This window comes from Robinsoniella sp. KNHs210 (genome assembly GCF_000686105.1).
Taxonomy (GTDB): domain Bacteria; phylum Bacillota; class Clostridia; order Lachnospirales; family Lachnospiraceae; genus Robinsoniella; species Robinsoniella peoriensis.
On record NZ_JMLZ01000002.1, the window covers coordinates 3,276,737 to 3,299,405 of the forward strand.

A 22,669-nucleotide genomic window follows, 5' to 3' on the forward strand; every position below is an offset into this window, starting at 1 on the left:
GATCTTGAGTCCACTTCTTTTCAATAAAAACAGAGAGCAGACCACCTGTGTCAGGATTCTGCTCTCCGTTTTTATCTAATCTATTTCCGGACTATCTCCGAAACCTCCAGATGTTCAGTGAGAATCCTTAAAACTCTTCAATTTTACCGGCAGCATACTTCAGTATTGACACTGCATCATTGGTATTTGCTGCTCCATCTTCATTGACATCTGCTGCCTTAATCTGCTCTTTTGTCAATGTCTTCAGCTCGGCATCATATTTTAACACTTCAGCTGAATCCCTGGTATCTACCACGCCGTTCAGATCTGCATCACCTTTCAGCCGTGCCTTCAGTATTTCATTTACCAGCTTCTTTAATACTTCGCCGACTTTTTCTGTGTCTGCATCGCCACTGTCATAGACAGTCTGGGCTTCTGTAATTACTGCCTGAAGTCCTGAGATTGTGTCCTCCAGATATTTTCCTGAATTTGCTATAATCTCATTTGCCTTATCCAAAGCATTTTTCAGTTCTGCCTTGTCACCTTTTCTTACCAGATCTGTCATTGCCTTAGCCAGATTTGCATAACTCTCGTTGATTTGTGCCTCGCTGGCCTGGCTGTTTCCTGCTACTTTTTTTGCCTCTGCAAGGACTTTCTCCAGATTGGCAGCACTTGCAGAAGTATACTGGTCTTTGTTTTTCAGAAGTTCTTCTGCTTTTCGGATGAGAATGTCAAGTCTGGTTTCTTCTGTTTTCACCAGCATTCCCGTCACTGCATCCATTAGCTTTCTGGCAGCTGCATTCACTGTCTCCTGATCTGCGCCAGATTCTGCATATACCTTTTCTGCATCTGCTAATGCTTTTCTAACTGCCTCAACGCTTTCTTCCGTATATTCAGCCAGTTCCTCTTCGTTTTCCAATATTGCCTTTGTACCTTCAATCACTGCATTCAGACCCATTTTCTGTATACCATCCGTTAGGAGGTTGCAGGAAGAAATCAGTTTCAGGAATGCGTAGTCAACATCTTCCTGTAACGCTTCCGTATCTGCCATCACAGTTCTTGCATCATCAAGTGCTTTTTGTACTTTTGCCCAGCTTTCCTCTGTATAACAGTTATTTGCGTCCTGCTCTGCTTCCAGTTTTTCTGCCATGGTAATAGCATGCTGAAGGCTGTTTTTGTTTACACCAACAGAAGGCTCGTCAACGCTGCCCAGAACTCCAATCCAGCTGAGTACCGGATTTGCACTTCCTCTCTTGCTAACAGTCACAACTGCTTTTCCAGCTTCTGTTACTTCAAATGACTGGCTGACCTGTAAATTTCCATCGTTTGCAGCAAGTGTAAAATCCTGCTCAGCCAGAACCTGATCACCCATTTTAATGCTGAGTTTCATATCACGCTGTGTATCCCACCACTCCTGGAATCCAGCTGCCAGTGTATACGTTCCAGGGTTCAGATCAAAAGCGTACTCAATATTCTTACCGTCTCCTGCCCACCAGCCGTTTTCCTGTAAGCTTTTACCGTCATGCAGACCTATGTCAAAGCTTTCCGGTGACTCTGCCTCGGTGACTCCTGTATATCCTGCTTTATTTTCTTCTGTGTATTTTTGATCTGTCACCGTATTTAGAACTTTATTACCCAGTTCTTTCTTTACAGCATCAAAATATTCTGATTTTTCTGCCCCGCTGTCAAAGAAGTACAGTGTTGACGGATTTACAATATATATATCCCTGCTAAACTCTCTTCCCTTTTCTGTAAGGTTTCCTGTGATCGTCACGATTCCGATTTTATTTTCATCATACTCGCCCATGCTCCAGGTTACCGGAGTTGTCTCCTCATCTGTACCATAAGAAATAGTTACCTCTGACGGAAGCTGTTTCATGATATCAGTTACAGAAGAAACCACGGATGGAAGTTCTGTTATTATATCAAAGAGCCCTTTGTCGTTGAGATCATCCAGCGTCCAATCTTCATATCTCCTTAGCGCAATCTTGTTATCCGGCTGAAATTCTACCGGAACCCATACATATCTGGATTCACTTAAATCCCCTGCATTCCAGCGGTCACCCATATAAATGAACTTTCCATTCTCTGCATCTACAGGGAATACACAGGTACTCTGCGTATCATATGTAGTTCCGCTTCCCCAATCCGTACAGGGATCACCAATTTCTGTCCATGGTCCCATTGGTGTGTCAGCCACCGCATATTTTGCCTGGTTTGGACTCCATCCTGTACAGCCGGATGTTACCACATAATATTTATCCCGGTATTTGAACATTGCCGGAGCTTCTCTGGACCAGCCTTCGAAATTACGGGTAAAATCTACACCTTCAACAGCAACGTCCGGTGCTGTTTTGAGACCTGTATAGTCATCGTTTAATTTAGATACATACATGGTTTGATTTCCCTCGGAGGAATAGATCACATAAGCAGTACCGTCATCATCCTTGAACAAGTTCATGTCACGGACTGAACCACGTCCCTCCCAGCCGTCATATCCCAGATTTCCATTGGGATCATTGTGGGAATTCAACTTATAACTTCCCAGAAGCTTGAACGGTCCGTTAGGACTGTCGCTGATTGCCACTCCTGCTTTTGCCTTTCCATAATCAGCATCGCTGCCCGGATAGCGTCCGTCCGCATGGAACCAGATAACATACTTATTTGTCTGATCATTGTAAATCATCTTTGGGCGCTCCATAACACAATTGTTTTTATCAAGATCTACAAATACGGCGTCCTTTTGCTCCTGGCTCTCATTTCCGTATAATTCCCGGAAATAAGCGTCTGATTCGAACTGTTCCGGATCTTCCATGGTTCTCAGTACAATTCCTTCATCCTTCCAGTTATACAGGTCATCAGAGCTATACATATGGATACCGCCCACAGGACGATAATCATTGGTCTTGTCCTCACCAATCCAGTACCACTTTGTTTTCCCATCAACGGTCAGCTGCTGTATCTGTCCGCCATGTGCCTGAATCTGATTGCCATTGGTATCGTACAGGGTATCTCCCTTCGTACCGGTAAAGGAACTGTACTCTGGCACTTCTTTCAGTTCTTCCTTTACTGCACGGACTTTTACATAATTCAGAATTGGATCTTCCTTGCCGCTTGTCCTTCTGGGACTCTTCACAAGAAGGTTCAGCTCACCGTCCGTAACTTTCGTTGTGAAAGTTCTGCTTACCCACTCACCATAATTAACGGAAATATCAGTAGCAACCGTCTCACCCTCCAGCATAATATTCACCAGACGGTTATCCCAGTAATGTTTAAATGCCAGGGTTACTTCATATGTATTTTCCTCTAACCCTTCGATCTTTTCTGTTGGCAGCTCAAAATTATACCCAAGTGCACTTTTGTATTTGTCAAAGGTGATGTCACTTCCATCTGACATATAGATAAAGCTGTTTCCAATATCGGTTGCATCACTGCCGTTATTAATAGCTGCGGAATAAGCATCATTTGGTTTCCTCCCCCATTCCGCACCAGTCCCGGTATCGGCTCCAAATGCCTGATCCACATTTGACTGAAACAGTCCCATACGTTCCTGGTCCTGGTTTGGTACTACTGACGGGTCCGGTGTTCCACAGTTTACGGTATAGAGTACATAATCATTTCCCTCTGCCTCCTCTGCGGTAAGCTGCATGTTGTCACCCTGCCGTACTTTGGTATCCATTTGTTCTTCCGCTGCAACAGCAGGCATTGCCGGCATAATTGTTGAAACCCCCATTGCCAGCACGGATATTCCGGCAATTGCTTTTTTGAAACATCTTCTTTTTTTCATAAATGCCTTCCTCTCTTTTTATATTTGATACTGTTCAATGAACTCGCGGTTATTGTATCACGAACACTTACAAAGCTTTTAGGAATAAATTCTTTCTTTTTTTTACTATTTTGAGGTATTTCTACTATCTTAGAACTTTTTTTACAATTTAGAATTTTGTTTTGATCCAATAGGACTTTTTTGGGAAATACTGCTCCGCTTACCTCTTTCTTCTTTTCAGCCGGGCAACTCCAAGTCCTAAAACTACAAGGCAGGATCCTGCACCCAACACCAGATATTTTGCAACAGGTGTATTATCGCCGGTCTTAACACCGCTTTTATTAGAACTGTTAGACCCGCTTCGGTTTCCACTTCCACTTTGGTTTCCGGTTCCGCCCTGATTTCCATTTCCACTCTGGTTTCCGGTTCCGCCCTGATTTCCATTTCCGCTCTGGTTTCCAGATCCACCCTGATTTCCAGATCCGTTCTGGTTTCCATTCTGCCCGTCCCCTGCAGGCGGCTTTTTATCGTCATCCTCCGTTTGATCATCCGGATCATCCTTTGGCTTTTCTTTTTCTCCTACTACATAGGTAAGGTCCAAAACGTCTGCTTCTATATCTCCACTGTCTCCTGACAGCTTATCCACCTCTACTTTAAAGAGCATTTCATCTCCTTTTTCCACACCGTCCTGCAGCTTGAATTCCAGATCAACCAGGCTTCCGTCAGCAGGTATATTCTGGGATGAAGCAAAAACTGCAATAATCTCTCCCTCCGGCTTGTTTCCCGTAAGGCAGTCATTCATTTCAAACAGCGCTCCTGACAGGATTTCTCCCGCCTTGCTGGGCTTTAATTCTACTTTTTCCGCATCATAGTAAATTCGGAGTTTTCCATTGGTTACATTTTCCCCATTTTCCATCAGGCAGCTTACGTCAAGTGTTCGGTCACTTTCACTGTACTCCTGCACAGCCATAGAAATTGCCGTCCCTTCCGCTGCCAGAACAGGCATCGATTGAAATAACATCAGTGCCGTACAAAGCCCCATTCCTGCCCTAATCCACTTTTTCATTCCCGTGCTTTCTCCTTCCTTTGCGCAGGGCAATTTTCCTATTGCCCTAATTTCCTTAGCTCTTCCAGCTTTCTGAGATCATTTTAGCACAGAGTTCCGTCACTTCTTTAGGACTATGTTCGTTAGAATTTTCATTTTTTATCGCTTTTTTATTTAAAGTAGTACTTTTTTTAGAAAATTGCATTTTTTTAATTTTGTCCTGCAAACACCCTCAATGAAGAATTCACAAAATCCCAATAAATTAAAAAATCCAGGCACTGCTTTTATCACTATTTCGGCAAATTTGAACTATTATAGTTATATTACAGGTCATTACTTGAATTAGAATCTTCTATTTTGGCTAGAAATTTATTTTAATTGTAAGTTTGATTTTTTTATTTAATTGACATATAATAAGGTAACTAAAAATGTGACATGATGGAAAGGAGGCGTCTGTATTGAAAGCATTCCTGTTATTGCAGTCATCTTACCTGTTAAGAATGCTGGGTGCCGCACTCTGCGGTGCAGCCATTGGTTATGAACGTGAGAACCATCTGAAAGTGGCAGGTATCCGGACACATATCATAGTGTCTCTCACTTCTGCCCTGATGATGATTATTTCAAAATATGGATTTTATGATGTTCTGGTCACCGATAATATTAATCTGGATCCTTCCCGTATTGCCGCAGGTATTGTGACGGCTATTGGATTTTTAGGAGCAAGCGTTATCTTTACCAGAAAGATGAATGTAAGCGGACTGACTACCGCAGCCGGAATCTGGGGGGTGGTGGGAATCGGAATGGCATTTGGCGCCGGGATGTATGTAATCGGTATTGCCGCGACGCTTTTTATTCTGATTATGCAATTCGCATTTCACAAGATGAAGTTCAGAAAAGCTCCCAAGACAGAACAGATCACTGTTCAGGTTGAAGAAGACAAAGATATAAATACGATTTTAGAAACTGCATTTACCTCTAAGAAGATTGTTATATCCAATATTAGGGCAACCCGGATAGACAATCACCAGCTAGAAATAAAACTTTATGTACGATTTCCGGAATCTTATGACATTAATGATGTGGTTACGCTGTTGAAGGAAACACCGGAGATAACTTCAATAGATATTTAAAGGGGGATTGCCTGCGCAATCCCCCTTAATATTTTAATTAGTTTGTAATTGTAAGTTCTGTTTCTTTATCAAATACCTGAATCTTTTCGGCATCTAAAGCAAATCTAACTTTATCGCCTGTTCTTGCTGTTGTACGAGGATCAACACGAGCTGTCATTGGGAATCCTTCAACATCGAAGTATAAGAATACTTCAGCACCGAGTAATTCGTAAACTCTGATTGTAGATTCAACAACAGTTTCCGGTGAAGATTCGATGAACATCTGGGAATCATGTACGTCTTCCGGACGAATACCCATTACAACTGTCTTTCCAGCATATCCGCCATCGATCAGCTTCTTAGCTTTTGCAGGTGGCAGTTTGATATCAAAATCACCAACTCTAAGAACAACTTCGTTACCTTTTACGTTAACAGTTGCATCTGCAAAGTTCATCTGAGGAGATCCGATAAATCCAGCAACGAATAAGTTCTGTGGGCAGTTATATAAGTTCTGAGGTGTATCAACCTGCTGTACAATACCGTCTTTCATAACAACGATTCTGGTACCAAGTGTCATAGCCTCTGTCTGGTCATGTGTTACGTAGATGATTGTAGCGCCCAGTCTCTGATGAATCTTAGAGATCTCGATACGCATCTGAACTCTCAGTTTAGCATCCAGGTTTGAAAGTGGCTCATCCATAAGGAATACCTTAGGATCACGAACAATAGCACGTCCCATAGCAACACGCTGTCTCTGTCCACCGGATAAAGCCTTTGGTTTACGGTCTAATAATTTTTCAAGGTCAAGGATTCTAGCTGCTTCTTTAACCATTTTGTCAATCTGATCTTTTGGAACTTTTCTTAATTTAAGACCAAAAGCCATGTTATCATAAACTGTCATATGTGGGTACAGAGCGTAGTTCTGGAATACCATCGCAATATCTCTGTCCTTAGGCTCAACGTCATTTACAACTTTATCGCCAATTTTTAATGTACCGCCTGTAATCTCTTCCAGACCTGCGATCATACGGAGTGTAGTAGATTTACCACATCCTGAAGGTCCTACAAAGATGATAAATTCTTTATCTTCAATCTCTAAGTTAAAATCTTTTACCGCCTCAAATCCGTTTGGATATGCTTTGTTAATATGCTGTAATGATAAACTTGCCATTTTTTCATCCTCCTAAAAATTTACGCTCGCCCCGCGAGTATTGTTTTTTACTGTCTTAACTATGTTGACAGTATACTAAAGAAGCCTATTTCCCGCCATACCATAATTGAACAAAGATTTTATGTTACCCTTGTAAAATCTGCTTACGCACAATTTGATCAAAACTTTTTTAGGACAAATTGCATAAAGTAGTTTCAATTTCATATACAACTTGACGAAGTCCTTGTGTTTTTTATTTACTTTGTGTATACTACCTATATGTAACCGCGTGAAAGAAGATAGCTTTCACTATTTTTATTGAATTGTCTGGCGCAGAAACAGCTTTTTTTGTCACTGCGTTCCAATAACAGACAGATGGGTGATGATATGGATTATATAATATTTGACCTCGAATGGAACCAGTGTCCCAAAGGAAAAGACCGCGAAAACAAGGCACTTCCCTTCGAGATTATCGAAATCGGAGCAGTAAAGCTTACAAAAGAAAAAGAAGAGATCGGACGTTTTCATGAAATTATAAAGCCAACCGTTTACCATTCCTTTCATTTTAAAACAAAGGAAATACTGCAGATGGAAATGGAGGAGTTTGAGAATGCACGCACATTTCCAGAAGTCATACATAGTTTTTTTGACTGGTGCGGGAATGATGCATGCTACTGTATCTGGGGCTCCAGTGATCTGGTAGAACTGCAGCGGAATATGCGCTTTCACAATGTGGAAAATACACTTCCATATCCTCTGCGGTACTATGATATCCAGAAGATATTCAGCATTGTATACGAGGACCGTAAAACCCGCAGGAATCTGGAATATGCAGTGGATTTTCTCAAATTAAACAAAAGGGCTGGATTTCACCGCGCTCTGGCTGATGCCTATTACACTGCTGCGGTCATGAAGCATCTTACGGAAGAGGATATACAGACTAATTACTCCATAGACTGTTACATCCATCCAAGTTCCCGCAAGGAAGAGATATATGCTGTATATCCGACTTACTGTAAATTTATCTCCAAAGACTTTGCAAGTAAAACCGATGCCATGAAAGACCGGAAAGTGACTGCAACCAAGTGCTATATCTGCGGCAAAGCCGCAAGAAAAAAAGTGCGTTGGTTTTCAAACGGCACTAAAAATTACTACTGCCTTGCATCCTGTGAAGAACATGGTCTGATAAAGGGCAAGATACGGATGAAACGTACGGAAGATGACCGGTTTTTCTGTGTAAAAACGTTAAAACTGGTGGATGAAGAAGAAGCGCAGACAATAAAAGAAAAACAGGAACAGCTGCGCAAAAAAAAGCGTCTGAAAAGGCATGGTATTTACTAAAAAGTTCTAATGCAATGCATTTCAGACAGGTAATTGCACAGCTATGTAATACGCGTGCAGTACTGCACAGCAAAACAGGTTCCGACCATTGATAGCCAGAACCTGTTTTTTTATGCCTTTGGGCTGATTATTTAGTATTCTTAAAGTTATCGATCAAATCTTCAACCTCAACCAATAAACAATCTACCCTTCCGTAGAATGCATCATTGTTTGTGGGATTATCTAATTCTCTCTCAATATATGCGAACATTTCCTGGATTTCCTGGATTCTCTTCTTACCGCTTCCGTCCTTGTATAAGATGTAACGGCTTCTTTCATTTTCTTCCGGCGTCATCTTTTTTAAGACTACTTCTACATTCGGTTTTTCACCGATATACCGGTAAGTAATAGATGGGGAAGCATGGTTTAAAAGGTTCTGCAGATAGTAAATATCATTAGTTGCCTTATAATACCTCCAGGCAAACGTCTTTCTCATTGTCTGGGCTCCAATAGAATTTAAGCCCATATTTCTTCCTACGCTTTTAAATACCCGGTAAGCCTGTTCCCTGGATAAAGGTGCTGAAGAACTGGCATGTCCCTGAATCAGATAGTTTTCCGGATCTTTCCCTTCCGTAAAATCATGAATGATTTTCTTAAGATCCGCAGGTATATTAAATGTTCTCACTATATTTTTTGTACCAATAGAAGCTTCTATGCTGTCCTTATCCCGAATATCTTTATTTTTAAACTTCAGAATCTCCTGAAGCTGCATACCTGTTCCTACCCCTATTTCAAACAAAATATAATACTTATCATCTACCTCACGTAATGCTTTTTTAAATTTCTCTAATGTCTCGTCGTCTTTAATTGGTGATACCCAGTTCATATTTATTCCTCCTCTTTCAAATGCGTTCCAGTGTCAACCATATTACCTGTCTCTCCCTGTGACCTCTGTTCTTCTAACAGCCGCTCTGCCGCATCCAGCTCCCTGGCTGCTTTCTCAGCTGCAATCCTTCGTTCTTCTGCCCTCTGTTCAGAACGCCATTCGGCTTCCTGCTCTGCCCTTAATTCTGCTTCAATTTCCTGAGGTGTCTTTCTTTGAATCTCTTCTTCTAACTGCTTTCTGATCTCATCTTCTTTCATTCTTTCTTTTAGAATTTTTTTATAGCGATGATTACGGGTAATGGCAATTACTAAAAGCGGTACAAAAATAATTAATAAAATACCACCGATCACAGCCGATTCTACCGTATTATCCTTAATAAATATATCCAATTTCTGCCATGTGGATATAAAAACATGACTGATCCTGTCAAGCATATTAGCCGCCTTCCTGTCTGTGTTTCCATCTGCTGCCTGTCCGCTTTCCTCCAGACCGGACTGAGATTCCGGCTTTTCCGTCTCCGTCCTGTACTGAGGTCCTTTTTCTTCCTTTACGAATACCGGCTCTACCTTTATCCTGGTTTTCCCTACCGGCCATCCGTGATAAAAAAATTCCAGCGTCTTTGCTTTAAAATCATATTTTCTGGTAACCTGTCTGGTATCTGCTCCATTTGGCAGATTCAGGCTGGTGCTTTTTGAAACCTGGAATGCAGGCTTATTAAGGCTCTGATCCTCGTTGATAATGGCTTTTCCCACGTAATTGATTCCCAAAAGCTGTGCCGCACTTTCTCTTTCACGGCTTAAATCAAATTTTTCTTTGGTGAAATTGTTAAATGCATAATCCAGTATCTGCTTTGATTCCTGATACGCTTTTTCAGCCCCATTCGTCCTCAGTATAACACTGATCAGCTTATCCTTCCCCCGCTTTACGTAAGTAACAAGGGTATTCAGTGCATCATCCGTAAAACCTGTCTTTCCGCCCAGACAGCCTGTATAACAGTAACCGTCCTCATACAGCATTTTATGATGGTTCATGAAGTAACGTTCTTCATCCGTTATATTTGTTTTGGGATAAGAATACTCAACGGTATCAATGATCTTGCAGAACATTTTGTTCTTAAGTGCCGCCTGCATAATCAGCGCCATATCCCTTGCACAGGTATAATGGTTCTCGTCATGCAGACCATGTGGATTTACAAAGTGTGTGTTTACACATCCCAGCTCAGCCGCCTTATCATTCATCATCTGAGCGAAGTTCTCAACAGATCCTGCAATATGCTCTGCCACTCCATTGGATATCTCATTTGCCGATGCCAGCATAATTCCATAGAGCGCCTGACGCAGTGTCAATTGTTCTCCCGCTTTGATCCCAAGGTGGGTACTTCCCGGTTCGATGCTGTAGACTGCATTTTCGGAAAATGTTATCACGTCATCCAGATTGCCATGTTCCAATGCCAGTAATGTGGTCATAATTTTTGTAATACTGGCGGGATATTCTTTGGCAGTCATATTCTTACTGTAGAGAAATGTTCCCGTAGAAGCGTCCATGACAACAGCTGCATCTGCTTCAATGGCATCGCCCTTTGGCCATCCCTCTACATTATTTGATTCTATAGGTAAATAGTACGACTTCGGAATCGTTTCCGTTGTATCCTCTGACGATTCTGAGCCGTTCCCATCATTATAATCTTCTGTATTTTTATTGCTCCCTGTATCACCTGCTGAATTTCCATTCTCCCCAGAATTGTCTATTTCAGTGGCGGATACCAGATGAATAGGTATACCGCTGGCCAGCAAAGATACAAGCAACACTATCGTTAAATAACGAATCCCCTTCTTCATCTATGTACTCTCCCATGTTTCAGTTTCACATGCTGCTATCTTTTTGTGGTTATATATCACATATTATAAACGATTTGTCCTGTAAAGGCAAGATGTATCGTGGATATTTCTATCCAATAATATTATACAAGGTCGGCTGTATTATGGCAATCTTAACATCAAGAAAATATTAATTTCTTAAGAATTTTTTGCCTACAACCGACCTTCAATAGTCACTTATTTATAATTGTATGTATTGTTTTATAGTTCAGCGGTGCATTCGATTTCAGCTGCTCCTCTTCCAGGGTCAGCGCCTGTTCTTCCCTTAACCGGATAGCATTATGCGTTCTTCTTTTTACTGCATACCCACCGGATCGTATCCTTTATTGTAACATACAGATCACGTGGGTGGTAGTTTAGTTCTCTGGTTGCTTTGTCATGAGAGAATTTATCATTGCTGTTTAGGGTATAAAGGGAATATTTCGTATAAAGCGGTCTTTCTTTCCTGCATTTTGCATAAAGCCCCAGCACCGGGGCTGCAGCTTTTGCGACCCACATGGGTAATTCCGGAAGATTCCTGCCGCCTTTCACTTCTTTCACCATTTTTAGTACATCACTGACCTCATAATGGCGGTTGGATAAAATATAGCACTCACCCTTTTTTCCTTTTTCTGCTGCCATCAGGCATCCCTTTGCCACATCACGGACATCCACGAAATCATAGCCTCCCCGGACACATGCGGGTAGTTTGCCGTGAATATAATCCGTTACCAGCTGAACCAGGTGGTTTCCGGACACATCGTAGGGTCCCAGAATTCCGGAAGGGTGTACGACAACTGCATCCAGTCCTTCCTTAGCTGCCTCCAGCACCGCCCGGGTCGCCTCTGCTTTTGTTTTGGCATAGCCGCCCTCCACCAATTCAGCAGAGAATTGGGATACCTCTTTTAAAACCCTTGATTTCTTTTCCGGTATGGCATGTACGCTGCTGACATATACCAGACGTTTTACTGAAAATTCCTTACAAAGTTCAATGATATTCTTCGTTCCGTTTACATTAACATCATACATCCGTTCCGATACTTTCTCTGATATATCTATAATTCCGGCAGTATGGATCACTACAATTTCTCTGTTTTTAATTCCGGCGAATAACTGCTCCAGACTCTCTCTGTCCCGCACGTCGCCCTTGATAAAGTGGATTTTTGAACTGTCCGTTCCAGACTCACAAGGCAGAATAAGCCCTCTTGCCTCTTCGTTGCGCCGCTTTAAGAATCTCATAATCGTACTTCCCAGATGTCCGTTTGCCCCTGTTACGATATATATTTTCTTCATATTGATCACCTTCCGATTATTGAACACACTGTTGATTTACTTTCTTAACTGTATTATATGAAATTAGGTTGGGTAAAACAATATGCAGATTTATGTGGAGTGGCTTCTTTTTGAACAGATTTGATGCAATCTGTTCAAAAAGCCGGATATATTTTTATGCAGCTGCTTTTATTAGGAACAAGATCCGCGCAGACTATCTGCCGTAAGTGTTTTTCCGCGCTGAACCATTTCCAGGGGCGTTCCCTGGAATACTACCTCACCGCCGTTTTTTCCGCCGTCCGGACCGATGTCTATAACCCAGTCCGCCTGTTTGACAACATCTAAATTATGCTCAATAACAATCAGTGTATTTCCCCTGGATACGATCGTATCAAACAATTTCATCAGACTTTCAACATCTGAGGAATGTAACCCGGTAGTCGGCTCATCCATTACAATGATACTGCCCTTTTTTCCAAGATTCTTTGCCAGCTTGATTCTCTGGCGCTCCCCGCCGGACAAGGTACTGAGCGGCTGCCCCAAAGTAAGGTAGGAAAACCCTACCTGCTGCATGACCTTTAAGCACCGTACAATCCTGGTATCTTCAAACACTTCCAATGCCGCAGAAGCAGTCAGAGCCAGAAGTTCAACAATATTTTTTCCTTTGTATAAGCATCCGGCCGCTTCTGCATTGTACCGTGTTCCCGAACATGCTTCGCATTCCGTGACGATGGGGTCCATAAAAGCAAGTTCCGTTACCACTACTCCTTTTCCGGAACATACCGGGCAGGCTCCCAATGAGTTAAAACTAAACAGTCCCTCTTCTTTGCTGTTCTCCCTTGCCAGTAGTTTTCGTATCTCATCAAAAAAACCAAGGTAAGTTGCAGGCATGGACCGGTTGGTGGCAGTAATTGGCCCCTGATCGATCATAACGATGTCATTTTCATACTGTTTGGCAAATACCTTGGAGATGAGAGTGCTTTTTCCTGAACCCGCAACGCCGGTAACAACGGTCATAATACCCAGAGGAATATCCACATTTACATTTTTAAGATTATGCAGATTTGCATTTCGTACAGGCAGACTGCCAGACTGATGCCGTGAATGCTCTTTCACTGGGAGGGCTGCCAGCATTGCCTTACCCGTTAACGTATCCGCCTGAAGCAGTTCCGGATAGGTGCCCATAAAGACTATTTCTCCACCGTTTTGCCCCGCCCGCGGCCCCACATCGATCACATAATCTGCTATGGAAATTACATCCTTATCATGTTCTACCACAAGCACTGTATTTCCCTTATCACGAAGTTGTCTGAGCAGACTGTTCATTCTGTAGACGTCCCTTGGATGCATACCGGTGCTGGGTTCATCAAAAATATAAGTCATTCCTGTCAAACTGCTGCCCATATATCGGACTAATTTCAGCCTCTGGGCCTCACCTCCGGACAAGGTTGGTGATTCACGGTTGAGATGCAGGTAAGGCAGACCAATATCAATCATTCTGTCCAGCCCCTTAATCAGTGTCTGCACCAGCATATCCACATTCTTATCGTTTATCTTAGCAAGTACCTCCCGCAGCTGGGTAAGCTCCATATCAGACATATCTGCAATAGAATATCCGTTAATCTTACAATTCAGCGCCCCCTGATTCAGCCGTTTTCCATGACAGTCGCTGCATTCCATTTCTGTAATCAGATGCTTTGATTTATCCCGTGTATGCTTGCTCTTATCACTGATGTCACGATTTAAAAGAGTACTGGTATATTTCCGGAACAAACCTGTTACTTTGGAATTTTCCAGTTTGCCTTTACCATCTCGGGAACCGTATAGAAGCAGATTGTATTCCCCTGCAGAATAGTCCTTCACTGGCTTCTCCAGGTCAAACAGCCCTGATTCTGCATATTGCTTCCAATACCAGGAACCGGGCTTATAAGCAGAGTCCTTTACGCACCCTTCCTTCCAGGATTTTTCTTTATCTATAATTGCTTCCATGTCTATAGTTGTAACTTTTCCAAGACCGGAACAGGTTTTACACATCCCGTTTGGGTCGTTAAATGAAAAATAGGAAGCCGTCCCCACATAAGGACTGCCGATTCTGGAAAACAGCAGCCGCAGACCGGAGTAGAGATCACTGATAGTGCCCACCGTTGACCTGGCATTTCCTCCCAACGGAGATTGATCTACCACCACAGACGGGGTTAAATTATCAATGATTTCTACATATGGTTTCTTATACTTCGGAAGTCTGGAACGCACAAAGGATGGATAGGTGGCATTCATCTGCCGGCTGGACTCTGCGGCGATTGTATCAAACACAATGCTGGATTTACCGGAACCGGAAACACCGGTAAACACTACAATTTTCTCTTTTGGAATCTTAAGTGAAACATGCTTTAAATTATTTTCTGAAAGACCCCGAATTACAATATCATTCATATATTTACTCCTTTATGTTAGTACAGTATTGGGTAATCCCTGCAGGTTTATTTTCTTGGGGTTTAGCTGATTAAGGACGCTTTGTAGATGATAGGTAGTGTACGGAAAGATGGGTGTGGGAAACTGGCATGGGCTCCGTCAGCTGGCCGCAGAACTGGTATTTTCTAACCTTTCCGAAGCGCTTTTTGGCGGCACGCGGGCATTCGCTCCGAAATCCTGATGCATTTCGCAGCTCACTGCCCGCTTAGTATCCGATGGGAGCCAGTCGAATACTATCCGCCAAAAAACACTCCGGATAGGTAAGTAAATACTCAGCTCTGCTCTACGCTTCCTCCGCCCATGCCAGTTTCCCACACCCATCTTTCCGAGATAGCATTTGTTGATACAAAGCTGGTTTTCTCAGCAGGTTGGAACCCTGGGGGGTGGCTGGCTGTTCTTTATTGTATGTAGCGCAGTATGTTTCGGCTGTTTATGCGTAAAAGAAGATGAAAGTCTACTTCTTTTTCTGATCACAGAAAGAAAAACAAATCCCGTTCTCAAGATCAGTTGCTTGACATCATAGCTTACACCAATCGCGTCCGGCATGCCACAACCCCAGGGTCCCACCACGCTGAGAAAACCAGCTTTGTATCAACGAATGCTATCTCGGAAAGAGAAGGGGGCGGACCAGGACATTGGTTTGGAAGGCGTATAGCAGAGCTGAGCATTTACTTACCTTCCCGGAGTGCTTTTTGGCGGATAGTATTCGATTGGCTCCCATCGGATACTAAGCGGGCAGTGAGCTGCGAAATGCATCAGGATTTCGGAGCGAATGCCCGCGTGCCGCCAAAAAGTGCTTCGGGAAGGTTAGAAAATGCCAGTTCTGCGGTAAGCCTTCCAAACCAATGTCCTGGTCCGTCCCCTTCTCTTTCCGTACACTCCCACATCTACAAAGCGTCATTACTCAGCAAAACCCAAATTCAACCTGAAATTGTTCACTACAGTACTAGTTATCGTGGTACTAACTTATGGTAACAAATCCGTCCAGACATTCATGATGGTTTTTGCTAAATTTTATGAATGAAAATGCTAATATTAAAGGCTTCCTGAAATATTTCACTTTCAACTGTATATCCGGGCATTGATCCATACAAAAAAGACTGATAATCCATTAACTCTCAGAATATCAGCCTTTTTATTATCAGTTTTCAGTTTTTAAAATCATTCATCCCTTTTCCCCAAACCACAGTCATTAGAAACTCCTCTAACAGCAAACCTTAAAGTAAGCGGCTCTTTTGCATCAATCAGATATTCATCATGAATCGGCGCCCCCCAGCTGTCATCTCCGCCTACTCCCATCTGTTTTGCTATCATTCTCACCCACGTATAATTTACGGCAGGAAGTTCGTATAAATGCATGGCATTCTCCAGTTCATATGCACTGTATGGCAGAACACTGCACTCAAAGTCACCTTCCAACGCTGCGAATTCAATGCCTTCATTCTGGGCATCTGTTACTTTTATCCATCCCACTTCGGTACGGTTCCCGCACTCCTGAGGGATCAGATACGGAGTCAGATTCTGTTCAGGCGTCGTTTTGTAGACACCCTTTTTTGCTCCTGCCTTTCGATCCCAATAATTTTCCATTGGACCCTTACCGTAATACGTAACCTGGTTTAGCCTGCTTTTTAACTTAAAGTCCATTCCAAATAGCGGAATATATGGCATTTGTTCTGCGCCGGGATAAGATACCGCAACCTCAAGTGTCCCGTCTGCATACATGGTATATATTACACTGGATGTAAATTTCGGTATACTTCCGGCTTCATAAAGAAATGTAAAAGTTACCTTGTCTTCACTTTCTTCCATTTCAAACTTATCACTTAAATATCTCTGCCCCAGACTTGCAGCCTGCCACTGGCTTAATAGCGCCTCTGTCTTCATTCCCCGGTCATTATCTGTAGTCGCCCTCCAGTAAGATAGTTTCGGCACTCGGGTAATATATTCCTTCTCGCCATATACCAGGGAAATAATTCCGCCCTCCTGTTTTGAGAACATGGCAAAACAGTGTTCTGTGCGGACTCCTATATTTACATCTCCATGAATCACCTCAAATATTTTCCCAGGGTGCTGTTTAGCTCCATGGCTTTGCACTTTAATAATTTCCTGTCCAAAGGCCACTTCATATCCGGCGCTTTCCCAGAGCGTATCCTGTCCCAGTACCATAGAAACCGTACAGCAGTATTCCCCTGGCTGTTTTAAAACCTCATGTCCAAAAGGAAGGCTTGTCTTTTGCCCCGGTTCTACATTAATCAGATGTTCTGATCTTGCAATACACTCCCCTTCTTTTTCCAGCGTAAAGCAGAATCTGTAGGGGGCAGTATTCTGAAACAGGCACTGGTTGTCAATCGTTACCACTCCATTACAAACATGAATTTTTACATCCGAATACAGGAATTTTACTTCCTGGGCCTTAGGTGATGGAACGCGGTCCGCAAAAACAATGCCATTGGTACAGAAGCAGTAATCGGTAGCTCTTTCATCAAAATCCCCTCCATATGCCAGAACTTCCTTCCCGTTATCCAGTGTCTGATATATTGCCTGATCCATGTAATCCCATATAAACCCACCCTGATAACCGGGATATTTTTCTTCCAGCTCCGTATACAACTCCATGCCGCCCAGAGAATTGCCCATAGCGTGCATATATTCACAGCTGATATAGGGCTTGGAAGGATTGGACTTAAGATATACTTCAATTTCTGCCGGTTTGGCATACATGCGGCTTTCCATGTCGCTGATATAATCGTATTCCCGGTTCCAGAAGACGCCTTCATAATGTACCAGTCTGGATGGATCTGCCTTATGAAAATATTCACTGACAGATGCCAGGACGTCTCCTGCATAAGATTCATTTCCACAGGACCAGATTACAACTGATGGATGATTTTTATCTCTTTCCAGCATAGATATTGCCCGGTCCATAACGCAGCCCATCCATTCAGGGCGGGATGCAGGAACATTCCAGGACGGTTCACAGGCTCCCATCTTCTGCCAGGAACCATGACTCTCAAGGTTCATTTCGTCAATTAAATAAATGCCGTATTCGTCACACAGCTCGTACCACCTGCTCTGCTCCGGATAGTGGCAGGTACGCACTGCATTTATATTATGCTGCTTCATAAACCGGATATCCCAGAGCATATCCTCCTCAGTGATACTTCTTCCCCGTCTGGGATTAAATTCATGCCTGTTTATTCCCTTGAAAATAATTCTTTTTCCATTAATGCACATGATTCCATCGATCATCTCAAAATTACGGAATCCAACATTTTGCGTCAGGGACTCAATCAGATGATCCTTTTGGTCGTAAACTTCCAGATAGAGGGTATAGAGGTTTGGAATTTCTGCACTCCATGGCTGTACGGAAGGGATTTCAGCTTCTATTTCCAGTATCTGGGCTTCTTTACTGATTTCCTCATACCACACCACGTCATCTGTTTTCTTCAGGAATGCTCTTATATAGCCCGTTTCATCCCCCTGCACCGCCAGGCGGATATTCAGTTTTCCATCCTGATACCCATTTATTAACTCGCCGTTTGCAAACATATCCCTTACATGAAGCTTCGGCGTGGTATAGAGATATACATCCCGGAAAATCCCGGAAAATCTCCAGAAATCCTGATCTTCTATCCAGCTGGCACTGCTGCGTTTATAGACCTCGACTGCAAGTTTATTTACTCCGGCAGAAACCACATCCGTTATGTCAAATTCGGATGGTGTAAACGTATCTTCGCTATATCCGATAAATTCACCATTAACCCAGAGATAAAAAGCCGTCTCAACTCCCTGGAAGGACAGATACATGCGGCCCTCCGGCATTTCATCTACATGAAACTCTTTTACATAAGAACCGGTTGGGTTATAACTCTGGGAAATGTGAGGCGGGCGTAAGAACTCCTGTCCATCCCAGGGATACATGGTGTTAATATACTGGCAGCGGTCGTAACCCTGAAGCTGTATATGACCCGGTACCTGAATATCATCAAAACCGGAACAGTCATAATCCATCTGATAAAACTCAACGGGACGCCCGGATGGATTTTCAGCATAACAAAATTTCCAGGTTCCATTCAGAGAAATACGCGTACTTTCTCCTTTTACTTTAAATATATGATCTGAGTGCGCCGGCTGACGGTTAACCTGAAACACCTCCGGGTCACCCAACCATGCTAATTCTGCTTTCATTGCCATATCCTCCTCTATTCTATAAATAATTTTCTTTTTGTATTAGAGTGTGTCTGATCATTTATTTCATCATTTTGTATCGGCAGTCTGATAATCACAGTGGTTCCTTCTTTTTCCTCACTGAGAATATTTAAACCGTAATCTGCACCATATAGAAGTTTTAAACGGTCATCTACATTATTAATTCCTATGCCGGAAAAATGCTCGGATTTGTCATGTCCGCTGGAAAGACTCAGGACCCGGCTTTTTTTCATACCGATCCCATCATCCACAATTTCAATATTCATATCCCTTTCCATTTTCCGGATGCAGACCTTTATATTGCCCTTTCTTCCTGATGGAAATGCATGGAAAAATGCATTTTCAATGAATGGCTGCAATAACATTTTGGGAATCATGCAATTCATGCATTCGTCCGAGACATCATAATCTACCTGAACCTGTTCCCCATACCGGGTCTGGTTAATCAGTACATAGTTTTTCAGATTTTCAATCTCCTGTTCGATGGTTATACATTCACTGGTATCGCTGATTGTATTTCTGAGAAGTTTAATAAATGCATCAATGGTCTGGGAAGATTTCCCTGCATCTCCCTGCCAGATCAGCCATTTTATACTTGCAAGGGTGTTATAAATATAATGGGGATTAATCTGCATCTGCAATGCCTTTATCTCTGAACGCCGCTTTTCTTCCTGGGTCCGCATTAATTCATCAATATACCGTTTCAGATCGTCCAGCATAAAATTGTATGTGGTCGCCAGCTCCCTAATCTCTTCTGTTCCCTTTATTTCCATATACTGCCCAAAATCACCTTTTCTTATCTCAGACATTTTTCCTGCCATAATGGATAAGGGACGGGTGATCTGTCTGGTGATAATGGTGATAAATATAAGCACAACACATGCAATGCCAAGGCAGATCAGCGCCATCTGGGGAATATTATACTGGTTATCAAGCGCTTTCGCATTATCAATTATTCCGTATATAGAAAAGCCAAAATAAGGCATACGCGTCTTTAATATGGTATATACTTTATTATTTTCCTTAAAATTGCGGCGCAGATATTGCTCATCCTGATCTGTGACCCATTCCTTATCCAGGACACTGCCTATAGATTCATTTCTGTTGGAAGAAACTACTCTGTGTTTGTCATCTACCAAATAGAAGTCCGTGGTATCACCGGTAAAGTAATCGTAATAGTCCTTCACATCCCGCTCCCTCATGGTGAAATAAACAATTGCATAGGGTCTGCTGCTCTCCAGATATGTAAGGGCCTTTGCCCCAATCAACGCCTGTCCGTCCTTTGAGGTAGATGTAAGCCCTTCATCAAAATACTGATACTGTATGGTCTTGGGATTATCCAGCGACCGTTTTGACAGATTATTTTCCAGTATCTCATTAACCGGTGTGGTAATGTTTTCCTGCTGGTTGATATAACTTTTCCCGGTTATTCCGATAACCATAACGCTTACATCAGATAAATCAGAACTAAGTGCCTGTTTCAAGTCTCTCTGCATCTGATACACCGTTTGAAACTCGGTTTTTTTATCCATCTGCTTATCGTCAAAATACAGGCGGAACGCCCAGCTGGAATCAATGGAGGATGCCACCTTCATTAATGTCTCATGGCAGTCATTAAACTCCTTTTCTACCTGCTGGAACACTCTTTCCTGGGACTTCCCATATGTATCAATAAATATATTTTCAGACAGATGAATGACAAATGCCGATACAGCAAACGAAACAAAAATAATGCCAAGAATCACCGTACATAATATTTTAACCACCGTACTATTCAGATGCAGTTTCTTCATTATGAATCTCACCTCTCCTGTCTGTGGCTCCGCCGCCATGTGGACGGTGTATCACCCGTAACTTTTTTAAAGACCCTGCAGAAGTAACTTGGATCTGAATACCCCACTTCATTGCTTACCTGGGATATACTCAGGTCTTTTTCCCGCAGAAGCCTGCATGACTGTTTGATCCGGATACTGTTGACATATTCACTGAACCCCGCTTCCATATGCTGGTTGAAATAAGCTGACAGGTAATAATAATTAAAATTAAATACCTTTGCAATTTCCGCCAGGTCCAGATCCTGAGTATAGTTCTGGGCTATATATTGCAGAATCTGCCGGATGCGGTAATCGTCTTCCTGGGTTCCTTCTTCCAGTTCCCGATCCAATTCCTGCCGGATCTCCTCTAAAGCACTGCTAAACTCCTCCACATATACCGTATTGTCTATCTGTTTGAAATAACGGTAACGCAGCTCTTCTTTTCTGTTTCGGCTCATATCCATTGCATCAATCAGGCTGAAAATCATATTTTTAATCTGATTCTTAAACCGGAATTCCTCCATACAGGCCTTCATGCCTTCGCCCGCATAGACATACAGTAGATCCAGGGCTTCCCGGTATCTTTTTTCATCCAGATATTTAGAAAACCAGTTAAAGTCAAACTTAGGCTGCTGGCCTGTCACCTTTTTTTCTTCTATAATACGTAAACTCTTACCCTGATAATAGAAAGCTTTATCTATTTCCGGCAATATAACCCCCTCATAGACTTCCTTAATCATGGAACGGGTGGAAAATTCCTGGCTTAAAACCCCATAGATCCGGCTTTGGAAAACCATCATCTGTCTGGTCATCTTATCCATAAATTCTACTACCTCATCCCGGTCCCCTGCCCTGAAATTAAGTATCACACAGAGAATTTCCTCACGAAGCAGCACCGCAATATAAGCACATTTGCAGTCCTTCATGTAATCCATTATTTTTTCGTATAATATAGAAGAGATGTCCTGTTCTTTCATATTACGCTTACGGATACACATTCCAAAAACCCGGTAAAAGGTATAAGGAAAACGCTCTACAATCTCCGGGCCGGCAAATTCCTTCGACCTTCCCATAAGATAACCTTCCAGGCTTTTCTCAAGACTAATTCCATCTTCTTTCATAAGAACCATACCCGGGATCCGCAATGCGGTTGTCTTTAAAATCCCCAGCAACTCCTGTGGGTTCAGTGTCGGTTTCAGGACATAATCCACAGCCCCGTTTTGCAGAGCTCCTTTTACATAATTAAAGTTATCATAGCTGCTTAAAATAATAATCTGTATTTCAGGATAAATTTTTTGTACTACCTTGGAAAAATCAACCCCATCCATTTGCGGCATTACAATATCACATAATACAATATGTGGATGAAGACTTGCCAGCAGTTCCAGTCCCTCTTTGCCATTTGCAGCTTCCCCCACAATCTGAAAGCCCTGCCTTTCCCAATCCAGCATATGCTTAATACCCTGACGCATAATATATTCATCGTCTATAATTAAGATTTTGCAATAATCATTCACACTCTTTCCCCCTGTAAATGATAGCTCCCTCTCTAAAGTGTGTTTTAATATTCCTTTCTGACAGCTGTGCGTCACAGTTTGTGGGAGATTTGTACCGGATGAAGGGCACGTAGCGGGCTACGTAACCTGAACCCGGGGCAAATATGCCGCAAAGTGGGGCGTGCAGCTGGCGGGAATGAATTTTCAAACACGCTCTAGGGAGGGCGCTATCATATTTATTAAAAACAAACTATTTAGTTTTAGTATAATATATTTAACCTGAAAAATGAATATA

Annotated in this window: 14 protein-coding genes and 2 pseudogenes; 4 read left to right on the plus strand and 12 right to left on the minus strand. The window is 42.5% G+C overall.

Going from position 1 to position 22,669, the window contains the following annotated elements:
• Positions 1-127: 127 nt before the first annotated feature.
• Both CD03_RS0121220 and CD03_RS0121225 read right to left on the minus strand, forming a co-directional pair.
• Positions 128-3,766, minus strand: a complete 3,639-nt coding sequence (locus CD03_RS0121220; RefSeq protein WP_027295355.1) for a family 43 glycosylhydrolase — start codon at positions 3,764-3,766, stop codon at positions 128-130.
• 199 nt (positions 3,767-3,965) lie between these two features.
• On the minus strand, positions 3,966-4,811 hold the full coding sequence (locus tag CD03_RS0121225) for a hypothetical protein (RefSeq protein WP_027295356.1): 846 nt from the start codon (positions 4,809-4,811) through the stop codon (positions 3,966-3,968).
• A 437-nt stretch (positions 4,812-5,248) separates the two neighbouring features.
• Between CD03_RS0121225 and CD03_RS0121230 the strand changes: the two genes are divergently transcribed.
• A complete protein-coding gene (locus tag CD03_RS0121230) occupies positions 5,249-5,920 on the plus strand; it encodes an MgtC/SapB family protein (RefSeq protein WP_027295357.1) in 672 nt (223 codons plus the stop codon).
• A 37-nt stretch (positions 5,921-5,957) separates the two neighbouring features.
• Here the strand turns inward: CD03_RS0121230 and CD03_RS0121235 are convergent, their stop codons facing one another.
• On the minus strand, positions 5,958-7,070 hold the full coding sequence (locus CD03_RS0121235; protein ID WP_027295358.1) for an ABC transporter ATP-binding protein: 1,113 nt from the start codon (positions 7,068-7,070) through the stop codon (positions 5,958-5,960).
• Positions 7,071-7,436: 366 nt separating this feature from the next.
• On the opposite strand from CD03_RS0121235, the gene CD03_RS0121240 reads away from it, so the two are divergent.
• A complete protein-coding gene (locus CD03_RS0121240; protein ID WP_027295359.1) occupies positions 7,437-8,390 on the plus strand; it encodes a 3'-5' exonuclease in 954 nt (317 codons plus the stop codon).
• 127 nt (positions 8,391-8,517) lie between these two features.
• Here the strand turns inward: CD03_RS0121240 and CD03_RS0121245 are convergent, their stop codons facing one another.
• The 4 genes from CD03_RS0121245 to CD03_RS0121260 all read right to left on the minus strand — a co-directional run bounded on the left by CD03_RS0121245 (position 8,518) and on the right by CD03_RS0121260 (position 14,816).
• Positions 8,518-9,255, minus strand: a complete 738-nt coding sequence (locus CD03_RS0121245; protein ID WP_027295360.1) for a tyrosine-type recombinase/integrase — start codon at positions 9,253-9,255, stop codon at positions 8,518-8,520.
• Positions 9,256-9,257: 2 nt separating this feature from the next.
• Complete coding sequence (locus CD03_RS36325; protein ID WP_052377904.1) at positions 9,258-11,093, minus strand: serine hydrolase; 1,836 nt, start codon at positions 11,091-11,093, stop codon at positions 9,258-9,260.
• A gap of 318 nt (positions 11,094-11,411) precedes the next feature.
• On the minus strand, positions 11,412-12,404 hold the full coding sequence (locus tag CD03_RS0121255) for an NAD-dependent epimerase/dehydratase family protein (protein WP_027295361.1): 993 nt from the start codon (positions 12,402-12,404) through the stop codon (positions 11,412-11,414).
• Between the two features lie 171 nt (positions 12,405-12,575).
• Entirely contained in the window at positions 12,576-14,816 is a 2,241-nt protein-coding gene (locus CD03_RS0121260; protein ID WP_027295362.1) for an ATP-binding cassette domain-containing protein, read from the minus strand.
• Positions 14,817-14,913: 97 nt separating this feature from the next.
• Here CD03_RS0121260 and CD03_RS38995 point away from each other — a divergent pair, with 97 nt between their 5' ends.
• Positions 14,914-15,036, plus strand: a complete 123-nt coding sequence (locus tag CD03_RS38995) for a hypothetical protein (RefSeq protein WP_255348096.1) — start codon at positions 14,914-14,916, stop codon at positions 15,034-15,036.
• A 574-nt stretch (positions 15,037-15,610) separates the two neighbouring features.
• Here the strand turns inward: CD03_RS38995 and CD03_RS39000 are convergent.
• The 5 genes and pseudogenes from CD03_RS39000 to CD03_RS39585 form a co-directional block, all read right to left on the minus strand.
• Positions 15,611-15,742 (minus strand): hypothetical protein, encoded by a 132-nt coding sequence (locus CD03_RS39000; RefSeq protein WP_255348107.1) that lies wholly within the window; start codon positions 15,740-15,742, stop codon positions 15,611-15,613.
• 274 nt (positions 15,743-16,016) lie between these two features.
• A complete protein-coding gene (locus CD03_RS34305; RefSeq protein ID WP_044289572.1) occupies positions 16,017-19,043 on the minus strand; it encodes a glycoside hydrolase family 2 TIM barrel-domain containing protein in 3,027 nt (1,008 codons plus the stop codon).
• A 14-nt stretch (positions 19,044-19,057) separates the two neighbouring features.
• A complete protein-coding gene (locus CD03_RS0121280; protein ID WP_027295363.1) occupies positions 19,058-20,857 on the minus strand; it encodes a sensor histidine kinase in 1,800 nt (599 codons plus the stop codon).
• Between the two features lie 8 nt (positions 20,858-20,865).
• Entirely contained in the window at positions 20,866-22,395 is a 1,530-nt protein-coding gene (locus CD03_RS0121285; protein ID WP_027295364.1) for a response regulator transcription factor, read from the minus strand.
• Positions 22,388-22,522, minus strand: a pseudogene (locus tag CD03_RS39585) (DUF6783 domain-containing protein); the annotation flags it as partial. The gene CD03_RS0121285 and the pseudogene CD03_RS39585, both read right to left, overlap by 8 nt.
• Between CD03_RS39585 and CD03_RS39590 the strand changes: the two are divergent.
• A pseudogene (locus CD03_RS39590) lies at positions 22,460-22,657 on the plus strand (DUF6783 domain-containing protein). The pseudogenes CD03_RS39585 and CD03_RS39590 overlap by 63 nt on opposite strands.
• Positions 22,658-22,669: the final 12 nt, after the last annotated feature.